The organism is Mycobacterium pseudoshottsii JCM 15466 (assembly GCF_003584745.1).
GTDB lineage: Bacteria > Actinomycetota > Actinomycetes > Mycobacteriales > Mycobacteriaceae > Mycobacterium > Mycobacterium marinum.
Genome location: NZ_AP018410.1, coordinates 2,043,577 through 2,062,857, shown reverse-complemented (window position 1 = coordinate 2,062,857; position 19,281 = coordinate 2,043,577). Strand labels below are relative to the sequence as shown.

13 protein-coding genes are annotated in these 19,281 nt (G+C 64.1%); 6 read left to right on the top strand and 7 right to left on the bottom strand.

The window, feature by feature from the left end; translation table 11 throughout:
- Nucleotides 1-18: 18 nt before the first annotated feature.
- From cobO to mqo, 4 genes are read right to left on the bottom strand one after another with little or no spacing between them, the layout of a single operon-like run.
- Complete coding sequence (cobO, locus tag MPSD_RS09305; RefSeq protein ID WP_020788060.1) at nt 19-633, bottom strand: cob(I)yrinic acid a,c-diamide adenosyltransferase; 615 nt, start codon at nt 631-633, stop codon at nt 19-21.
- A gap of 21 nt (nt 634-654) precedes the next feature.
- Nucleotides 655-2,505 carry a magnesium chelatase subunit D family protein gene (locus MPSD_RS09300; protein ID WP_020788061.1) on the bottom strand — a complete coding sequence of 617 codons (1,851 nt, stop codon included), beginning with the start codon at nt 2,503-2,505 and terminating at the stop codon, nt 655-657.
- The gene (locus MPSD_RS09295) at nt 2,502-2,972 is read right to left on the bottom strand and encodes a GNAT family N-acetyltransferase (protein ID WP_012393679.1); all 471 of its coding nucleotides are present in this window, start codon (nt 2,970-2,972) and stop codon (nt 2,502-2,504) included. Before MPSD_RS09295 ends, MPSD_RS09300 begins: the two co-directional genes overlap by 4 nt.
- Nucleotides 2,969-4,450, bottom strand: coding sequence for a malate dehydrogenase (quinone) (gene mqo / locus MPSD_RS09290; protein WP_020788062.1), 1,482 nt, complete (start codon nt 4,448-4,450; stop codon nt 2,969-2,971). Before mqo ends, MPSD_RS09295 begins: the two co-directional genes overlap by 4 nt.
- 196 nt (nt 4,451-4,646) lie before the next feature.
- Here mqo and MPSD_RS09285 point away from each other — a divergent pair, with 196 nt between their 5' ends.
- Nucleotides 4,647-5,669 (top strand): alpha/beta hydrolase, encoded by a 1,023-nt coding sequence (locus tag MPSD_RS09285; protein ID WP_086085466.1) that lies wholly within the window; start codon nt 4,647-4,649, stop codon nt 5,667-5,669.
- On the opposite strand, the gene MPSD_RS09280 is transcribed toward MPSD_RS09285, so the two are convergent.
- Entirely contained in the window at nt 5,646-7,169 is a 1,524-nt protein-coding gene (locus tag MPSD_RS09280) for an MFS transporter (RefSeq protein WP_086085467.1), read from the bottom strand. The two genes, MPSD_RS09285 and MPSD_RS09280, sit on opposite strands and share 24 nt — an antisense overlap.
- 1,188 nt (nt 7,170-8,357) lie before the next feature.
- On the opposite strand from MPSD_RS09280, the gene MPSD_RS09275 reads away from it, so the two are divergent.
- Entirely contained in the window at nt 8,358-11,294 is a 2,937-nt protein-coding gene (locus MPSD_RS09275; protein ID WP_020788066.1) for an MMPL/RND family transporter, read from the top strand.
- Here MPSD_RS09275 and MPSD_RS09270 read toward each other — a convergent pair.
- Nucleotides 11,281-14,301, bottom strand: a complete 3,021-nt coding sequence (locus MPSD_RS09270; RefSeq protein WP_119571720.1) for an AMP-binding protein — start codon at nt 14,299-14,301, stop codon at nt 11,281-11,283. The genes MPSD_RS09275 and MPSD_RS09270 overlap by 14 nt on opposite strands.
- Nucleotides 14,302-14,874: 573 nt before the next feature.
- Here MPSD_RS09270 and mtr point away from each other — a divergent pair.
- Nucleotides 14,875-16,254 (top strand): mycothione reductase, encoded by a 1,380-nt coding sequence (gene mtr / locus MPSD_RS09265; RefSeq protein WP_086085468.1) that lies wholly within the window; start codon nt 14,875-14,877, stop codon nt 16,252-16,254.
- A 6-nt stretch (nt 16,255-16,260) separates the two neighbouring features.
- Here the strand turns inward: mtr and MPSD_RS09260 are convergent, their stop codons facing one another.
- The gene (locus tag MPSD_RS09260) at nt 16,261-16,755 is read right to left on the bottom strand and encodes a Fur family transcriptional regulator (protein ID WP_012393671.1); all 495 of its coding nucleotides are present in this window, start codon (nt 16,753-16,755) and stop codon (nt 16,261-16,263) included.
- A 150-nt stretch (nt 16,756-16,905) separates the two neighbouring features.
- Here MPSD_RS09260 and nicT point away from each other — a divergent pair, with 150 nt between their 5' ends.
- The 3 genes from nicT (at nt 16,906) to hypB (ending at nt 19,247) form a co-directional block, all read left to right on the top strand.
- Nucleotides 16,906-18,024, top strand: coding sequence for a Nickel transporter NicT (gene nicT, locus MPSD_RS09255; RefSeq protein ID WP_012393670.1), 1,119 nt, complete (start codon nt 16,906-16,908; stop codon nt 18,022-18,024).
- Between the two features lie 91 nt (nt 18,025-18,115).
- Nucleotides 18,116-18,451, top strand: a complete 336-nt coding sequence (locus MPSD_RS09250; protein ID WP_020788069.1) for a hydrogenase maturation nickel metallochaperone HypA — start codon at nt 18,116-18,118, stop codon at nt 18,449-18,451.
- Between the two features lie 28 nt (nt 18,452-18,479).
- Nucleotides 18,480-19,247, top strand: coding sequence for a hydrogenase nickel incorporation protein HypB (hypB, locus tag MPSD_RS09245; protein ID WP_020788070.1), 768 nt, complete (start codon nt 18,480-18,482; stop codon nt 19,245-19,247).
- Nucleotides 19,248-19,281: the final 34 nt, after the last annotated feature.

The following is a 19,281-nucleotide window of genomic DNA, read 5'->3' as shown; positions in this document are numbered from 1 at the left end:
ACCGGGGCGGGGCGATGCTCACCACTCGATGCCCTTCTGCCCCTTACGCCCCGCGTCCATCGGGTGTTTGACCTTGGCCATCTCGGTGACCAGGTCGGCGGCCGCAATCAGCTGCGCGGGGGCATCACGCCCGGTGATCACCACATGCTGGTACCCCGGCCGCGCCAGCAGTACGTCCACCACTTCCCCGACGTCCACCCAGCCCCACTTGAGTGGGTAGGTGAACTCGTCGAGCACGTAGAACTGGTGGCGCTGCGCCGCCAGTCGCCGCGCGATCTCGGCCCAGCCGTCCGCTGCTGCGGCCGCGTGGTCGTCGTCGCTGCCGACCTTGCGTGACCAGGACCACCCCGCGCCCATCTTGTGCCACTGGACGGCCGCGCCGATCCCCTGCTGGTCGTGCAACCGGCCGAGGTGTTGGAACGCCGTCTCCTCGCCCACTTTCCACTTGGCGTTCTTGACGAACTGGAATACCGCGACATCCAAGCCGACGTTCCAAGCCCGCAGCGCCATTCCGAACGCCGCGGTCGACTTGCCCTTGCCGTCACCGGTATGCACGGCCAGCACCGGGGTGTTGCGCCGCTGTCGGGTAGTGAGACCGTCGTCGGGGACTTGGGCCGGATTTCCCTGTGGCATAAGCAGTTGCCTTCCGCGAGTTCAGGCCACGCTGCGGATGGCTTGCGCCAAGTAGTCGGCGTGCAACTGTTCGAGCCGCACCGCCGGCGCGCCGAGATGGCGGGCGAGTTGCTGGGCCAGTCCGAGCCGCACATACGACGTCTCGCAGTCCACAACCACCGCGGTGGCGCCTTCGGCGACAAGCCGAGCGGCGGCGATTCGGCTGCGGCCCAACGGGTCCGGCCCGGCGGTGGCCCGTCCATCGGTGAGCACCACCACCAGCGGGCGGCGGGCACGGTCGCGTACTTTCTCCCGGATCACCAGCTCGCGCGCGGCCAGCAGACCCTCGGCCAGCGGAGTCTTGCCGCCGGTGTCGAACCGGGCCAGCCGCCGGCTGGCGATGTGCGCCGACGAGGTGGGTGACAGCAGGATCTTGGCTTCATGCTGGCGGAACGTGATCACCGCGACCTTGTCCCGGCGCTGGTAGGCATCGCGCAGCAGCGACATGGTCGCGCCGCTGACCGCCGCCATCCGATCCCGGGCAGCCATCGATCCCGAAGCGTCCACGACGAAGATCACCAGGTTGCCCTCACGCCCCTCGCGCACCGCCCGGCGGATGTCGGCGCCCTGCGGGCGCAGCGGCCCCGATCCGGTGGCGTTTTCGGCGGCCGAGAGCAAGGTGGCGAACAGGTGCAACCCACGGGCGCCGGAATTGCTGTCACTACCGTCGGCGGCCGCTACCACGCTGCCGGAGCCGTTGCGCGCCCGCGAGCGCCGCCCGGGCGCACCTTCGCCGACCCCGGGCACAACCAGCGCGCGGGTGCGGAACACCTTGGACGGCCCGGCGCTGGGCTTGGGCGCCTGCTGGGGCCTGGAGTTCGAGTTCTGTTGTTGGGGAGGGCAATCCTGGCCGGCTGACTGGCCTCCACCCGGCGGGTCGGGCTCCGGCTCGGGCGAACCCTGCGACTCCGCTCCGGCCCGTGCCAGTGCCTCGTCGAGCTGGTCGCGGTCAATACCGTGATCGTCGAATGGGTCCCGACGACGGCGATGGGGCAATGCCAGTTCCGCGGCGACCCGCACGTCTTGTTCTTCGACGGCCGGTGCGCCGCGCCACGCCGCATGAGCGGTGGCCGTTCGGGCCAGCACCAGATCCGCTCGCATGCCATCGACGTCGAACGCCGCGCACAACGCGGCGATCCGACGCAATTCGTGGTCGGGCAACACGACCGAGTCGACGATGTCCCGCGCCTCGGCGATACGGCGGGCCAGCTCGGCGTCGGGGCCGACATAGCGTTCACAGAAGGCGTCCGGGTCGGCTTCAAAAGCCATCCGCTGGCGAATGACTTCCACGCGGACGTCCACATCGCGGGACGCGTGCACGTCGACGGTCAGCCCGAACCGGTCCAGCAGTTGTGGACGCAGTTCGCCTTCTTCGGGATTCATCGTGCCGATCAGGACGAAGCGGGCCTCGTGCGAATGTGAGATGCCGTCCCGTTCGACGTGCACCCGCCCCATCGCGGCGGCGTCGAGCAAGATGTCGACCAGATGATCGTGCAGCAAGTTCACTTCGTCGACGTAGAGCACTCCCCCGTGGGCGCGGGCCAGCAGTCCCGGCGCGAAGGCGTGTTCGCCATCGCGCAAGACGCGCTGCAGGTCCAGCGAGCCGACCACCCGGTCCTCGGTGGCCCCCAGCGGCATTTCGACCAGCCCGGGACCGGAACTGCCGGTAGCGGCGGACAGTAGCGCGGCGAGCCCGCGCACGGCTGTTGATTTCGCGGTGCCCTTCTCGCCGCGAATGAGCACGCCGCCTATCTCCGGACGAACGGCGCACAACAGCAACGCCAGTCGCATCTGGTCGTGTCCAACGATCGCGCTGAATGGATAGGCCTTCATGACTGCGCCGCGGGACCGTGTGCGGGCCGCAACATGGGCAGGTGCGGAATACCGTCGTCGATGAAATCGTCCCCGTCACGAACGAATCCGTGCCGCGCATACATTTCGGCCAGGTAGACCTGCGCGTCGATCCGGCACGGGTAGTCGCCAACCTCGGCCAGGGCTGCCCGCAGCAGCCGGGTGGAGTGCCCGTGCCCGCGGGCCTGACGTTTCGTACACAGCCGGCCAAGCCGGAACACCTTCTCGCCCCCGGCGTGTTCCTCCATCAACCGCAACGTGCAAATCACTTCGCCATCGGCGGTTTCCAGCCAGAAGTGGCGGGTCTCGGCGAGCAGATCACGGCCGTCCAGCTCCGGATAGGGGCAGGCCTGCTCGACCACGAACACCTCGACCCGCAACTTGAGCAATTCGTAAAGGGTTGGTACGTCAAGGTCTTTGGCCCAGACACGGCGCAGCGCTTCGCTCATGACGCATCCAGCTGCAGCGCCCTGCTGCTCCAGGACCGCACCTCGTCGTACAAAACCGGCTCTTCAGACAAGTTCGCCCCCAACGACGGCACCATCTCTTTGAGTGCTGGCAGCCAGGACTGGTACCGATGGGTAAAGCATCGCTGTAACACCTCAAGCATTATCGGCACCGCCGTCGAGGCCCCGGGCGACCCCCCAAGTAGTCCCGCAATACTGCCGTCGGCCTCGCCGACCACCGTGGTACCGAATTCGAGCACACCACCTTTGCGCTTGTCCCGACGGATCACCTGCACTCGCTGACCTGCCACAATCAATTCCCAGTCCGAATCCGCTGCACTGGGAACAAACTCGCGCAGCACCGCGACTCGGTCGGGCTCGGAGAGACGCAGCTGGCCGATCAGGTAGTTCAACAGTGTCACTTGAGTGACACCGACGCCAACCATGGACAGTATGTTGTTGGGCTTGATCGAACCAGGTAGGTCGCGCAAGTGGCCGCGCTTCAAGAACTTCGGCGACCATCCGGCGAACGGCCCGAACATCAGCCAGGACTTACCGTTGACATACCTCAGGTCCAGGTGCAGCGCACCCAGCGGCGGGGCCCCCGGCGCCGGAACGCCGTACACCTTGGCCCGGTGTGCCGCGGTGAGCGCCGTGTTCGCGGTACGCAAGAACCGGCCGCCGATGGGAAAGCCGGCAAAACCGTTTATTTCCTTGATGCCCGACCGCTGCAGCAACGACAGCGCGTTGCCCCCGGCACCGACAAACACGAATTTGGTTTTCAGCTTGCGCTTTTCGCCGGTGCGCCGGTTGACCACGGTCAGCATCCAACCACCGTCGGACTGTCGAACCAGATTGCGGACCTCCTGACCGAACAGGGCCACCGCGCCATTGCGCACGCAATAGCCAATGAGCTGTCGAGACAGTGCGCCGAAATCAACGTCGGTACCGTCGGCGGCCCAGTTGAGCGCAATCGGTTCGGAGAAAACACGTTTGGCGGCCATCAAAGGCAGTCGGCGGGCGAACTCGTCCGGGTCGTCGATCCACTCGGCGCCGGCGAACAGCGGGTTGCCGGCCAGCGCGTCGCGACGCCGCCGCAGCTGATGGACCCGCTCGGCACCGTGCACAAAGCTCACGTGCGGGAGTGGGTTGAGGAAGCTGCGCACGTCGTTGAGGATGCCGTTCTCCGCCGCGTACGCCCAAAACTGGCGGGTGACCTGAAATTCCTCGTTGATCCGCACCGCTTTGGAAATGTCTATGGAACCGTCGGGTCGCTGTGGCGTGTAGTTCAACTCGCACAGCGCGGAGTGCCCGGTGCCGGCATTGTTCCAGGGGCCACTGCTTTCTGCTGCGACGGCGTCCAGGCGCTCGATGAGGGTGATCGACCAGTCCGGTTCCAGTCGTCGCAGCATCGCGCCCAGCGTGGCGCTCATGATGCCCGCGCCCACCAGCACGACGTCGGTTCTGGCTGACTCTGACACCGGATCGTTGGTCCTTCGTGTTCGCGCGGTTGTGCAGGTCCTCAGGTTATCCCGCCGGGCATGGGCCCCACCCAAACCGCTGCCGTCGAGCCGGCAGACCTCGGGGCGCAGGCCGCAATTGCGACGGCGCAGACCAGCAAACGCCGCTGCCCCACCTAGTCGCCCGCGCTTCGATGATCGCCTCTAAGCTGACCTCGTGAGCGGCTGGGTACCCGATGTACTGCCTGGCTATGAGCAGTACACGATCCCGCTCGGACCCGATCCCGTCGACGAGGGCGACATCGTCGCGACCCTGGTCCGCCGGGCGAACGCCGCGCCCTCGGCACACGCGGTTCTGGCGGTGCACGGCTTCACCGACTACTTCTTCAATACCGCTCTGGCCGACCACTTCGCCGACCGCGGCTTCGCCTTTTACGCGCTGGATCTGCAAAAGTGCGGCCGCTCGCACCGGCCTGGCCAAACCCCGCACTTCACCACCGACCTGGCGCAATACGACGTCGAACTGCAGCGCGCCTTGGCGGTCATCGGCGAGCACACCGGCGCGGCAGATGCCGCCAAGGTCCTCATCTACGGGCATTCGGCCGGCGGGCTCATCGTGTCGCTATGGCTGGACCGGCTGCGTCGGCGCCGGCTCGGTGCGCACGGGGGCGTCGGCGGCCTGGTGCTCAACAGCCCGTGGCTGGACCTGCAGGGCGCGGCGGTCCTGCGCCTGGGCGTGATTTCCGCCGCGATCGGCGCGGTATCGCGGGTGCGCCCCATGTGGGTGCTCCGAGCGCGAGGTGAGCCCGGCTACGGCTCCGGCCTGCACCGGGACTACCACGGCGAGTTCGACTTCAACCTGCAGTGGAAACCGCTGGGCGGCTTTCCCGTCACCGCCGGCTGGTTCAGTGCCATACGCCGCGGCCAGGCGCGGCTGCATCGGGGGCTGGACGTCGGCGTGCCCAATCTGATCCTGCGTTCGGACCACAGCGTGCCCGACAGCGCCGACCCGACCGCCGTAGAACGCGGCGACGCGGTTCTCGACGTCACACAAATCGCCCGCTGGGCCGGCTGCATCGGGAACCGCAGCACCGTCATTCCGGTGCCGGACGCCAAACACGATGTGTTCTTGTCCCTGCCACAACCTCGACTGACCGCTTATCGTCAGCTGGACCGCTGGCTGGACCACTACCTCGAGACTATCGACGCCGACCCATCAAAGCCCTTGCGCAAGGGTTGACCGCGGCGCCCGCAAGTCGGACATGAACAAGGCGGCGCCGACGCCGAGCAGTGCGATCAACGCGGGCAACAGCAGTGACTGCGACATCGAGGCCGAGAACGGCTCGCGCGCAAACTCGGGCAGCTGCAGGGCGACGCCTTCGGTTGCCGCCGCCGCAGAGGTATGCGCGTCGTCGTGGATGGCCGGGGCCTGGGCGGCAATGCGTGATGTCATCAACGCCGCCATCCCGGCACTGCCGAGCGTGGCGCCCAACGCCCGAGCCGCGTTGTATACCCCTGAACTCGCACCGACCAGCTCCGCCGGCAGGTCACGGGTGGCGGTAACCGTCAACACAGGCCAGGCGAACACCATTCCAACGCCAAGGAAAGCGATCGGCACTGCTAACCGCCAAACCGGGGTTGCCGGGGCCATCTCGATCGAGAACCAGATCAGCGAGATGGCCACCACTGAGAAGCCGAAACCGGCCACCGCCCGCGGGTGTGCCCGATCCAGGATCTTGCCGATGAACGGGGTCAACAAGCCGACGACAATGGGCAGCGGCGCCATCAGCAGCGCCGTACGAGTCGGCGACAAGCCCCGCACCGTCTGCATATAGAACACGCCAGGCAGCATCATCGCCGCCGCCACGAACGCGATCACCGCCACACCGAAGCTGCACAGGGCGAAGTTGCGATCGCCGAAGATCCGCAGCGGGATCAGCGGCTCGCTGGTATTCACCGATTGCCAGTAGACAAATACGGTCACAAACCCGACGCCCACGGCGATCATCGCCCAGATCCATGGCGACCAGCCGGCCGCGTGCCCCTGCTGCAGCCCGAAGACAATGAGGAGCAAGCCGAGTCCGGATAGCCCCACACCGATCAGGTCGAACCGGCGCGTGTGCGTCGGCAGTGCGGGCACAAACCGCACGGCCAGCACCAATCCGACGATGCCGACGGGGATATTGACGAAAAAGATCCACTGCCACCCAAGGGTGTCGACCAGCGCGCCGCCGAGCAGCGGACCAACCAGATTGCCAAAGCCGGCGGCCGCAGCCCAAACGGTCGCCGCCGCTCCGCGACGTTCCGGCGGGAAAGCCCGGGTGACGATGGTGAATGTCTGTGTGTAGAGCAACGCGGCGCCGATGCCTTGAGCCACCCGAGCCGCTATCAATATTTCGATGGTGCCCGACAGGCCACACCACAATGAGCTGACGGTGAACACCGCCAATCCGGCCAGGTAGAGGTTCTTGACGCCGAACCGGTCACCAAGTCGACCAGCGACCAGCGACCAGCGACCAGCGACCAGCGACGGCACCGTATAGGCCAACACGTAGCCGCTGGTCACCCAGATCACCATGTGATAGCTGGTGTTCAGCCCGGCCATGATGCTCGGGTTGGCGACGTACACGACGGTGTCGTCCACCGAGGTCATGAAGATGCCAATGGCGATCGCCCATAGCGTGTCGCGATGGGTTTGGACGGGCACAGCATTGCAGCGGATGCCCGGACTTGCCGGCACGGCTCGCGTCTCCCCCCGCGTCATGGCGCTACTTCGACCTGGCCACCACCAGCAGCGCGGGCCGCGGTGGCCGTAACGGGCCCGGCCGGGCCAGCCCGATGCAGCACCCAGGCGGCCATCACCAGCAATGACATCGCTGCGCCCCTTCCAGTCACTCGGTGAGCATCGGCGAGAACCGATGAATACCTGCGCCGCGGCTCGATCTGAAACAGCTGCAATATTCGCGCACGTCCCGACCGAATATTTCCCCGAACGGAAGCCAACGTCGATGATGCGTCGGCAAGTCCAGCCCGTGACTCTACCCCGCAGAAAGACGCTGCTATGCAAATCTGACAAATTGACAACATCTTGCCTATCTCCGCTCGAAAGCAACCACTGCGTGAGTCACCAGCAAACTCAACAATTGTTGACAGATATCGACATACAACCTCGCCATCAAGCGTAGAATCGAACATGCTCAGCGAGCCGATTCTCGCCAGGCCAATACCGAGGATAATGCCCCAATACTAGAATCAAATTCAAGAACGTAATTCGAGAATATAATTCAAGAATCTAATTCGAGTATCCCGGGCAGGGCGTCACTTCCGATTGCAAACCAGCTTGGTACGAGTCCGCGTTTATTCAGCTTCTGGCGTGCATAAATGGGATCGTCCTTCGATGACGAACCCCGGCAGGACGGCCCGACCAGGAGGAGTAGCGGTCAGCGTTTCATGGGTCGTAACCTCCGCCGCAGAATCGCTGCCCGAAATCGGTTTCCGGCGCCCACCACCGCGCGCCGCGCCATGCCCCCTAGCAGCCGAAAGCCCGGCCGTACATCAGGACTTCGGACGGTGGAGCTGCGCGCGTCGTCGCACGGATTTCGGCCAGCACTAGCGCGACATCGTTGAATGCCCCGCCCCGCCATGAAAGCTGCACCCACCTAGCCCGGTCCGGGGCGACAAATAGCTGTGGACGAACATTGCCTGCACCCGCTTCCCGCCGCGACTTTCACAAAATACTGACAACCCGCTCGGCCACGAAGTACGCTGCACCAACCGTTCGTAGCACGACGGATGGGGCGGCGTTGACGACAAACATCGCGACGAAGGAATCCGACATCGACTGTCGATTCACATCAGGCAATAAGAGATGGGCGACAGGGGGTACTCATCGCACCATCTTTGACACAATCGATCTAGCGACGCACGCGTGAGTGGCAAATACCTCAACAACACAGATACAGAACCATCAATTCTGGCAAGGTCGATCTACAAATTCGCGGTTTCCATCGCCCTGTTTTGGCTAGCCGTCTGCGCGATCATCGCGGCCTTCGTGCCTTCACTGGAATCGGTTGGAGAAAACCGTTCGGTGTCATTGACTCCCCGCGACGCGCCGGCGATGCAGGCTATACACCGGATCTGGGCGGTGTTCAAGGAATCGGATTCCGACAGCATCGTGACAATTGTTCTGGAAGGCGACCAGCCCCTCGGCACCGAAGCCCACAAGTACTACGACGATCTGGTCCGTAGGTTGCGTGGCGATACCAGGCACGTGCAGCACGTCCAGGATTTCTGGGGGGATCCGCTTACCGCTTCCGGGTCGCAGAGTGCCGATGACAAGGCCGCTTATGTCCAGCTGAATCTGGCCGGCAACCAGGGTGAGCCGCTGGGCAACGAATCCGTCGAAGCTGTCCGCAGCATCGTTGACGGCGCCAAGCCGCCGCCCGGGATCGCGGTCTACGTCACCGGGACGGCGGCACTGGTGGCTGACATGCAGCACAGTGGCGACAGGTCTTTGGCGAGAATCACCGTCACGACCGCCGCGGTCATATTCATCATGTTGCTCTTGGTGTACCGTTCGCCGCTCACGGTGGTCCTGCTATTGCTCACCGTCGGAGCCGAATTCACGGTGGCCCGTGGAGTAGTCGCGCTACTCGGGCAGGTCGGGGCCATTGCGCTTTCCACCTTCGCCGTGAGCCTGCTGACTTCGCTGGCGATTGCCGCCGGCACCGACTACGGGATCTTCATCATCGGGCGCTATCAGGAAGCCCGCCAGGCCGGCGAAGACCGCGAGACGGCGTTCTACACGATGTACCGGGGGGTCGCCCACGTCATCGCGGGCTCGGGGCTGACGATCGCGGGGGCGACGTCTTGCCTCAGCCTGGCCCGGCTGCCCTACTTTCGAACGCTAGGTATCCCCTGCGCGGTCGGGATGCTGCTAGCGGTGGTGGTCGCCCTGACGTTAGGACCGGCGGTGCTTGCCATCGGCAGCCGTTTCGGGGTATTGGACCCCAAACGCATGATCAAGATTCGCGGCTGGCGACCGATCGGCACCGTCGTGGTTCGCTGGCCGGGGCCCGTTCTGGCTGCCACGATCGCAATCGCGCTGATCGGTCTGCTCGCTCTGCCCGCGTACACGACCAGCTACAACAACCGGGACTACACCCCGGGCTTCACCCCAGCCAACCAGGGATTCGCCGCCGCGGATCGACATTTCTCTCAGTCGCGGATGAAGCCCGAGGCGTTGCTGATCGAGTCGGATCACGATCTGCGGAATCCAGCCGACTTTCTGGTCTTGGACAAGGTCGCAAAGGAAATCTTCCGGATTCCCGGGATTTCCCGTGTCCAGGGGATAACCCGGCCCGAAGGAAAGCCGATGGATCACACGTCGATCCCGTTTCAGATCAGCATGCAAAACGCCAGTCAGATGCAAAATCTCAACTATCAACGTGACCGAATGGACGACCTACTCAGACAGGCGGATGCGATCGGCAAGTCCATCACCGTGACGAAACGCATGTACGACTTGATGATGCAAATGTCGGACACGATGCATCAGACGGTCATCGACACCGGCCAGATAAAGGATGTCACCGATGAGTTGCGCGATCATATTGCGGACTGCGATGATTTCTGGCGACCGATCCGGAGCTATTTCTACTGGGATAAGCACTGCAACGGAGTCCCGATGTGCTGGTCGCTGCGATCGATATTCGACGCGCTCGACGGCGTCGACAAGATCAGCGACGAACTAACCGACCTGCTGGGCGACGTGAAAACCATGGACCGGCTCATGCCGCTGACGGCCGCCCAGATCCCGCCACAGATCGAAGCCCTGGAGACGGTACGGGACATCGTCCTGACCATGCATAGCACCATGATCGGGATCTACGACCAGATGGACGAGTTGAGCGCAAACTCGACGGCCATGGGGAAAGCGTTCGACACCGCAAACAACGACGACTCGTTCTATCTCCCCCCCGAGGTGTTCACCAACGCGAACTTCAAACGCATAATGAAACTATTTCTATCCCCCGACGGGCATGCGGCTCGGTTCATTATTTTGCACCGTGGAGACCCCGACAGGCCTGAAGGAATTGCCCACATCGACTTGATACGCACCGCTGCCGAAGAGTCGCTGAAGGGCTCGCCATTAGAAGACTCCAGGATTTATCTGACCGGAACCGGGGCCGTATCCAAGGACCTCTCCGAAGGCGCTAAATGGGATCTTCTGATCGCGGGAATCGCTTCCCTGTGCCTCATTTTCATCATCATGCTCATCCTCACCCGAGCCCTTATCGCCGCCACCGTCATCGTCGGCACGGTGGCGCTGTCATTGGGCGCTTCCTTTGGCCTATCCGTATTGGTCTGGCAACACATTTTCGGCATCAAATTGCACTGGCTGGTGCTTCCGATGTCGGTGATTGTGCTGTTGGCGGTGGGATCCGACTACAACCTGCTTCTGGTCTCCAGGTTCAAGCAGGAGATCGGCGCCGGCCTCAATACCGGCATCATCCGTGCGATCGGCGGTACCGGCAAGGTGGTGACGAATGCGGGACTGGTGTTCGCCATCACCATGGCCTCGACGATCGTCAGCGATCTGCGGATCATCGGCCAAGTCGGCACCACCATCAGTCTGGGCCTGCTGTTCGACACCCTGATCGTGCGCGCATTCATGACGCCGTCCATCGCCGCCCTACTCGGGCGCTGGTTCTGGTGGCCGCTGCAGGTGCGAACCCGGCCAGCCAGGCCCACCGCCGTCAAACCCCGCCGGCCTGATCCGCCGGATCATTTGCCATCAGTTGGCGAACGTCACCAAACCCGGCGGCTGCGCGCCTTGTCGACTGAGACCCTCAGCCCCGGCTGATCCACTCCTCGAGGATCTGCGCTGCGGGTTTCGCCCCTTCGACGAGCAGCGAAACGTGGTCCACCGCGACCGTGCGCACGGTATTCGATGGCGACCAAGGCTCGGTGGCGGGATAGGTAATATCACCCGCGCCATAAGGCATCACCCACGGCCGGGTGCATTGCACGAATAGCACATCGGATTCAAGAGGCCCATCGTACATATTGGGAAGCAGATCCGACCAGCTGACTACGGCAGTTAGCCTGGTGGCATGAAATAGATCCTGTCCGACACTTTCTACGTACACGTCATAAAGTATTTCTCTGGTGAGAAGTTCAGTTAGTTCGGGATCGGATTCCTTGTGACTATCGAGTAAGGCCACACCGGCGAAATTGCGATTTCTGACATCCTCAAAATGTTTGCCGAGAGCATAGGCGAACTTTCCACCCGATGATTGCCCCGCGAGGACGAAAGGCTCATCACCGACCAGTTCGACGACGATCCGAGCGAGGCACTCAACCGCGGCTTCCGGGGAGTCGGGCAGTGGCTCACCGCGGGCGAAACCGGGCAGGGGTATGGCCGAGACGGCTCGCACTCCCCTGAATTCTGATGCGATTCTTGCATAGTTATGCACTCCGCTGCTGAAGACCGACGTGCACAGGAAGATCAGATGGGGAGCCTTGGGCCCGCTGGTGAAGGTCGTCGGAACGGCGGTCGGCCAGGTCCGGGCGCCGGACTCGGATTGAACCGCCAGTCGCAGCTGAGACGCCGAACGCAGCAAGTGCATTCCCTCGCTGATCCGCCCTGTGGTGATCGCCCCCTTGAGGAGCGCTTCGAACGAATCCCTGGTTGATGCGGCGTCCCCATCCCCAGCCGGACCGCACCGGGCCGGGTTGGGGTGCTGCAGCAAAGCTTGCGGCGGGTGGTGTTCGCAACCCGCCACCTCAGCGTCCCTCAACATGTGAGCCAGGCCTCGAACGGTCGGGTGGTTGAAGACGTCCACCGGAGGCACATCCCGGTCGAACGCCTGGCTCAGGCGCGAAGCCAGTTTCACGAACCCGACCGAGTCCAGGCCCTGCTCACTGAGGGGTTGGTCGATGTCGACCCGCGCAGCCCGAATTCCGAAGACCGCGGCTACCTGGTCGCGCACCGACGCCAGTAGCGGGTCGCCCGGAGCTGCCGGCCAGGCTCCGGCCGATGTGACCACTGGGCCGGCCGTCCCCAGTTCGTCGTCGGGCACGTCCGGCGGCCCCGCGTCCTCAAGGCGTGCCACCAGCAGCTCCTCGGCTTCCAGGGTGCCGTCCAGCAGGCGGGTGCGGCATCTGGCACGCTGCACTTTCCCGCTGGTCGTCTTGCTCACGCTGCCGGGCGGCGCGACCACCACCGCCGAGCAGCGCAACTGGTGGTTCTTCAAGACAACTGCCTGCACCTCATCGGCCACCCCCGACAACATCTCGGTGGCGATATCGGCTTTCACCTCGACGAGCACCGCAAGCCCCTCGACATCGCCGGCATCGCCGGCATCGACTGCGAAGGCTGCGATCCCGCCCGGCCTGATGGCTGGGTGACAGTCACGCAGGCTCTCCTCGATGTCTTGGGGATGGATGTTGCGCCCGGCCAGGATGAGCAGGTCTTTGAGGCGACCGCACACATACAGCTCGCCGTCATGCAGGAGTCCCAGGTCACCGGTTCGCAGGTAGCTGCGGCTGTCGTCAGACCCGGCGAGACGGGCGCCGAAGGTGTCGCGGCTCTTGTCCGGCAATCCCCAGTAGCTCGCCGCCTTACTCGAATCCACCCAGATCTCGCCGACCTGCCCGTCGGCCAGCGGCACGTGGAGTTCGGGGTCCACGATGCGCACGTCGACGTCGTCGGCCACCTGGCCGCAACCAATCAGCATCTGGCTACCGGGACCATCGGCAGGAACCGCCAGCCGCTGCGTCTCCAGCTGATGGCGGTCGACACTGAGCGTCGAACGCCCGAACATCGTGACGGCGACGGTGTGCTCGGCCAGGCCATAGGCGGGGCAGAATGCATCGCGACGCAGCCCGGTTCCGCTGAAGGCATCCAGGAAACGGCTGGTGGTGTCCTCGCGTACCGGTTCGGCCGCGCTCATTACCACCTGCAGCGAACTCAGATCCCATGCCGCACGTTGCTCGGCGGTGGTCTTACGCACCGCCAGTTCGTAGGCAAACTTGGGGGCGGCGGTGTGGGTGGCACGCACCCGATCCATGACGTCGAACCACAGCGCGGGCCGTTGCAGGAAGGTCAACGGCGACATCAGGGTGACCTCGCCACTGCCCGCCAAACCGCTCAGGATCACGCTGATGAGTCCGAAGTCGTGATACGGCGGGAGCCAGAAGACGCCCCGGGCATCCAGTCCGAGCCCTAGCAACCGACGGTTGAAATCGACCTGATGCGCCAGGTTGCCATGGGTGATGACGACACCCTTGGGGTCTGAGGTGGAGCCCGAGGTGTATTGCAGCAAAGCGGGGGCGTCAGGGCTCGGGGACCAGCCGCGGCCCGGCGCGCCGGGGGTGCCCGGTCCGCGCATTCGGCGGCCGCCGATACCCCGCGAGGTGATGTGCCAGGGGAGATCCCCAGGCCAGCCAACCGTGCTTCCGGTCACGATGGACCTGGCTGTTCCGAGCCGGCGAGCGTTCGCATACCGCCGACTCGTCAGCACCGCTTTCGCACCGCTGCTGGCCACCACCCGCTGCATCCGGTCGACGGTCTTCTGAGGGTTGATCGGGTCCGGCGGGTAGATCGGGACGGGAACAACCCCCGCTGCGAGGCATCCGATCAGGCCGCGCACGAAGTCCAGACCGGATGGATATGCAAGAATCGCCCGGTCCCCCGGCTCCAGTCCGCAGTGGTGCCGCAGAAACTCGGCCACCTCGCCCATGTCGCTCACCACATCAGCACGGCTCATCGATTCGGCGACTCGCCCTTTTTCGTTGACGAACGAGATGGCGGTGTTGGCGGGTATGCACGCCGCGAGTTCCCTAAACCGGTCTAGAAGTAACGACATAGCTGTGGCCTCAGTAGTTGTACATGAAATCATTCGGACATCAATCAGTGGCGCAAATGCGATGGGCGCTCCACTACGTTGAACGGTAACAGTTCGCCGATCGCCTCGGCGGCCAAACCAAGATTCTCGGTACCGCGACTTGAGAGCACCCTCGAGGGGCCTGTTTGACGCCGGGATGCCCGTCGGTATCAAGCGGAAGAAGAGATAGTGGTGCCAATTATATTGTCGATAGAACCTGAATCTACATTCACATATTTCACGCAAACTCGAACACGCTCGAATGGCCCATTTCCGAGGAAGTGGCCGACGACGCAACCCCCGGGCAAAGGCGCGCATGCGCCCCCTCGAGTCGAGCCGAGATCCCGCTGCATCATCTCGACAAGCATTGCGTGCCTTGAGGATCGGTCCTTGGCGCGCGTGGATCCGCGGGGCGGGCGATGCCACCCACCAGCTCATCGACGAGTGCGCCCAACACGACGTCTTCTTTCCGGCCGGACAGCCGGGCCAGATAGCCTATCGCCAACTAGACACCGACGTCTCGGCATCGTCCGGGGAAAGGGTAAACGGCCCAGAATGGAAACCTACGACCTCGCGATCATCGGAACGGGCTCGGGCAATAGCATTCTCGACGAGCGCTATGCCGGAAAGCGAGCAGCGATCTGCGAGCAAGGCACCTTCGGCGGCACCTGCCTCAACGTCGGGTGCCTGCCAACAAAGATGTTCGTCTACGCCGCCGAGGTGGCCCAGACCATTCGGGGCGCGTCGCGCTACGGCGTCGACGCGCACATCGACCGGGTGCGCTGGGACGACATTGTCTCGCGGGTCTTCGGCCGTATCGATCCCATCGCGCACAGCGGCGAGGACTACCGACGCTCGGCACCCAACATCGATGTATACGGCTCCCATACCCGGTTCGGGCCGACCCAGGCTGACGGACGCTACCTGTTGCGGACTGCGGCCGGCGATGAGTTCACCGCGGACCAGGTGGTGATCGCGGCTGGGTCGCGGCCGGTGGTTCCCCAGGCCATCGCCGAATCCGGCCTGAAGTATCACACCAGCGACACCGTCATGCGTATCGCCGAGTTGCCCGAACACGTCGTGATCGTTGGAAGTGGTTTTGTGGCTGCCGAATTCGCGCATGTGTTCTCCACGCTCGGCGCACGAGTCACCTTGGTGATCCGGGGCAGCTGTGTGCTACGCCATTGCGACGACACCATCTGTGAGCGGTTTACCCGCATCGCGTCGACCAAGTGGGAACTACGCACGCACCGCAACATCGTGGGCTGGGAAAACCATGGCTCGGGCGTCGAGCTGCAGCTCGACGACGGCTCAACCATCGACGCCGACCTGCTCCTGGTGGCGACCGGGCGGGTTTCCAACGCCGATCTGATCGATGCCGAGCAAGCCGGCGTCGCGGTCGCCGACGGCCGAGTAGTGGTCGACCAGTACCAACGGACTTCCGCGCGTAGGGTTTTCGCGCTCGGAGACGTGTCCTCGCCGTACCAGCTCAAGCACGTAGCCAACCATGAAGCCCGCGTTGTGCAGCAGAATCTGCTTTGCGACTGGGACGACACCGAGTCGATGGCCGTCACCGACCACCGGTTTGTCCCCGCTGCGGTGTTCACCGGCCCGCAACTGGCTGGGGTCGGGTTGACCGAAAATGAAGCCGTGGCAAAGGGCCTCGATATCACCGTTGCGATACAGGAGTACGCCGACGTCGGGTACGGCTGGGCGATGGAGGACACGACCGGGTTCGTGAAGCTCGTGGGCGACCGCGCCACCGGTCGGCTCTTGGGCGCCCACATCATGGGCTATCACGCATCGACGGTGATCCAACCGTTGATTCAGGCGATGAGTTTCGGGCTGACCGCGGCCGAGATGGCCCGCGGCCAGTACTGGATTCATCCCGCGCTGCCCGAGGTGATCGAAAACGCCCTGTTGAATCTGCGCTGACCTCGACTAGCGGTCTGCCTGTTCCGGCTTGTCCGCCACGCTGTCTTGACACGCCGGACACAACCCGCGCAGCGTCAGTCCGGCGCGCTCCGAGAGCGCGAAAGAACTGCCCGCCATCGCCTGCTCCAGCGCCGAGCTCAGCTGTCGTGCGGGCACTTCGATGATCGCCGCGCATTTGGTGCATACCGCGTGGTGGTGGGCGGCGGTGGCCAGTCCGTAGGTGGTGACGCCCCCATCGAGGGTCAGCGCGTGCAGCACCCCCTGCTGCACCAGAGTGGTGACGGTGCGATAAATGGTTGCCAGGTCCGGCGGCTGTGCACCGGCGGGAAGCCGCGCGGCCAGCCGTTGATGGATCTCGGCCACCGACAGGTGCCCGTTGACCGGTTCGAGCACCGCCAACACCTGGATGCGCGACGCCATCCGCCGCAACCCGCGAGCGCGCAGCAACTCTCCGATGCGTTCGGTGACGGCCGGGTCCAGCCCCGGCGGCGTTGTCGTCACCTATTCAGTGTCGCGCCCAACCCCCGGGAATGCCAGTGATGGAACACGGCGGTGCCGCCGCGGCGGCGTTCTTGCAATTGACTTGCATCCAGCTCGGGGACGAACCTACAGTCTGATTGTTGCGTCGTGCCCAGTGCCGGAAGGACCGACATGGCCAGCAATGACCTCGTCTCACGCTCTTCGTGGTGGTCCAGGCTGCACAGCACCCTGACGCCGCCGGAATGGTGGCGCCTGGGCGCGATGTTCGCCTTCATCGCCGCGCTGCATGTCGTCGGCTGGGGCACGCTGGTTTTCTTGGTGGAGCCGGCGCAGCTTGCCGTGGGCAGCAGGGCCTTCGGTATCGGGATCGGAGTGACCGCCTACACGCTGGGCATGCGACATGCCTTCGATGCCGACCACATTGCCGCGATCGACAACACAACCCGCAAGCTGATGAACGACGGCCAGCGTCCGTTGGCCACCGGATTCTTCTTCTCCCTGGGCCACTCCACCGTGGTTTTCGGCCTAGCGGTCCTGCTGGCAACCGGGATCAAGACCATCATCGGCCCGGTCCGAGAGGACTCCTCGAGGCTGCACCACTACACGGGCCTGATCGGCACCAGCGTCTCCGGGCTGTTCCTATATCTGATCGCCATCCTCAACGTCATCATTCTGGCCGGCATCCTGCGCGTTTTCTTCCGGTTGCGGCGCGGCGAGTTCAGCGAGGCCGAACTCGAGGAGCAGCTGAACAACCGAGGACTGATCAACCGGCTGCTGGGCCGGTTCACCAATTCGATCACCAAGTCCTGGCACATGTATCCGGTGGGATTGCTGTTCGGACTCGGGTTCGACACCGCTACCGAAATCGCGCTGCTGGTGCTCGCCGGCACCAGTGCGGCGGCCGGATTGCCCTGGTACGCGATCCTGTGTTTGCCGGTGCTGTTCACCGCGGGCATGTGCCTGCTGGACACCATCGACGGTTCGTTCATGAACTTCGCCTATGGCTGGGCGTTCTCCAACCCGGTGCGCAAGATCTACTACAACATCACCATCACCGCACTGTCGGTGGCAGTGGCGCTGTTGATCGGAAGCGTCGAGTTGCTTGGCCTCTTCGCCGACGAATTCGGCTGGCGGGGTGCATTCTGGGATTGGATCGCCGGTCTGAACCTGAACCTGGTCGGTTTCCTGGTCGTCGGCATGTTTGTGGTCACCTGGGCCGCCGCCATGCTGGTCTGGCGCTTCGGCCGCATCGAAGAGAAGTGGACCGCCGCGGCAAATAGCGCGACCTGACCCGAGCCGCACCCCACCGCTGTGTCCCGGGCTGATGGCCCCGGTGCGGATCCACGGTGTAGAACAGGCACATGAGCTCCGTTTGCCGCCCATGCATGAACTAGCCCTGTGTGAGGCGATCGCCAACGTGGTCAAGACGCATGCCGACGGTCGCCACGTCGAGGTGGTCCGGGTGCGTGTCGGCGCGCTGAGGCAGGTGGTCCCGGAGTCTTTGTCGTTCTGCTGGACCCTGGTGCGCGACTCGGAGAACATGCCCGACGCCGAGTTGGAACTCGAGCGCGTCACCGCTGAGGTCCGCTGTCGCGCCTGTGGCCAGCAGTCGGAGATCACCTCGGCGTGGTCGATCTGGTGTCCGCAGTGTGACAGTTCCGATGTAGAGGTGCTACACGGCAACGAGTTCCTGGTGACATCGCTGGATGTCTCGTGAAAGGTAGTCAAGATGAACGGTTTCCAGCTTGGGTAGATTTCACCGTCACGACGACGGCACGGTGCACACCCACGAGCACGAACATCACCAGCACGGCGATCACACCGGCTATCAGACGGGACCGGCGCGAATCGAAGTGTTGGAAGAAATCTTCGCCGAAAACGACGTGCGCGCCGATCTCAACCGGAGGGCTTTCGAAACCAACGGGATCCGCGCGCTCAACCTGATGAGCTCCCCCGGGTCGGGTAAGACGACAGTGCTGCAAGCCGCCCTCGACCAGCTCGCCAGCGAGTTCGCCATCGGGGTGATCGAAGGCGACATCGCCACCGATCTGGACGCCGCCAAACTCAGTGGTCGCGGCGCACAGGTATCGCTGCTGAACACCAGCAACGGATTTGGCGGGGAATGCCACCTCGACGCGCCAATGGTCAACCGGGCCCTACCGGGTCTGGACCTGCCGAACCTGGACCTGGTGATCGTCGAGAACGTCGGCAATCTGGTCTGTCCGGCGGAGTTCGATGTCGGCGAGCATGCCAAGGCCATGGTCTACTCGGTGACCGAAGGCGAGGACAAGCCGCTGAAGTACCCGGTGATGTTCCGCTGTGTGGATGTGGTGCTGCTCAACAAGATCGATCTGGTGCCCTATCTGGACGCTGACGTCGACACATACGTCGCGCACATCCGAGAGGTCAACGCGCACGCAACAATCCTGCCGGTGAGTGCACGCACCGGGGCCGGCATGACCGCCTGGTTCGACTGGTTGCGCCGATTCGCGCAAGGCCTACCGCCGGAATAGACCTCTTTACGCATGCAATTGGCGGCGCGCATTA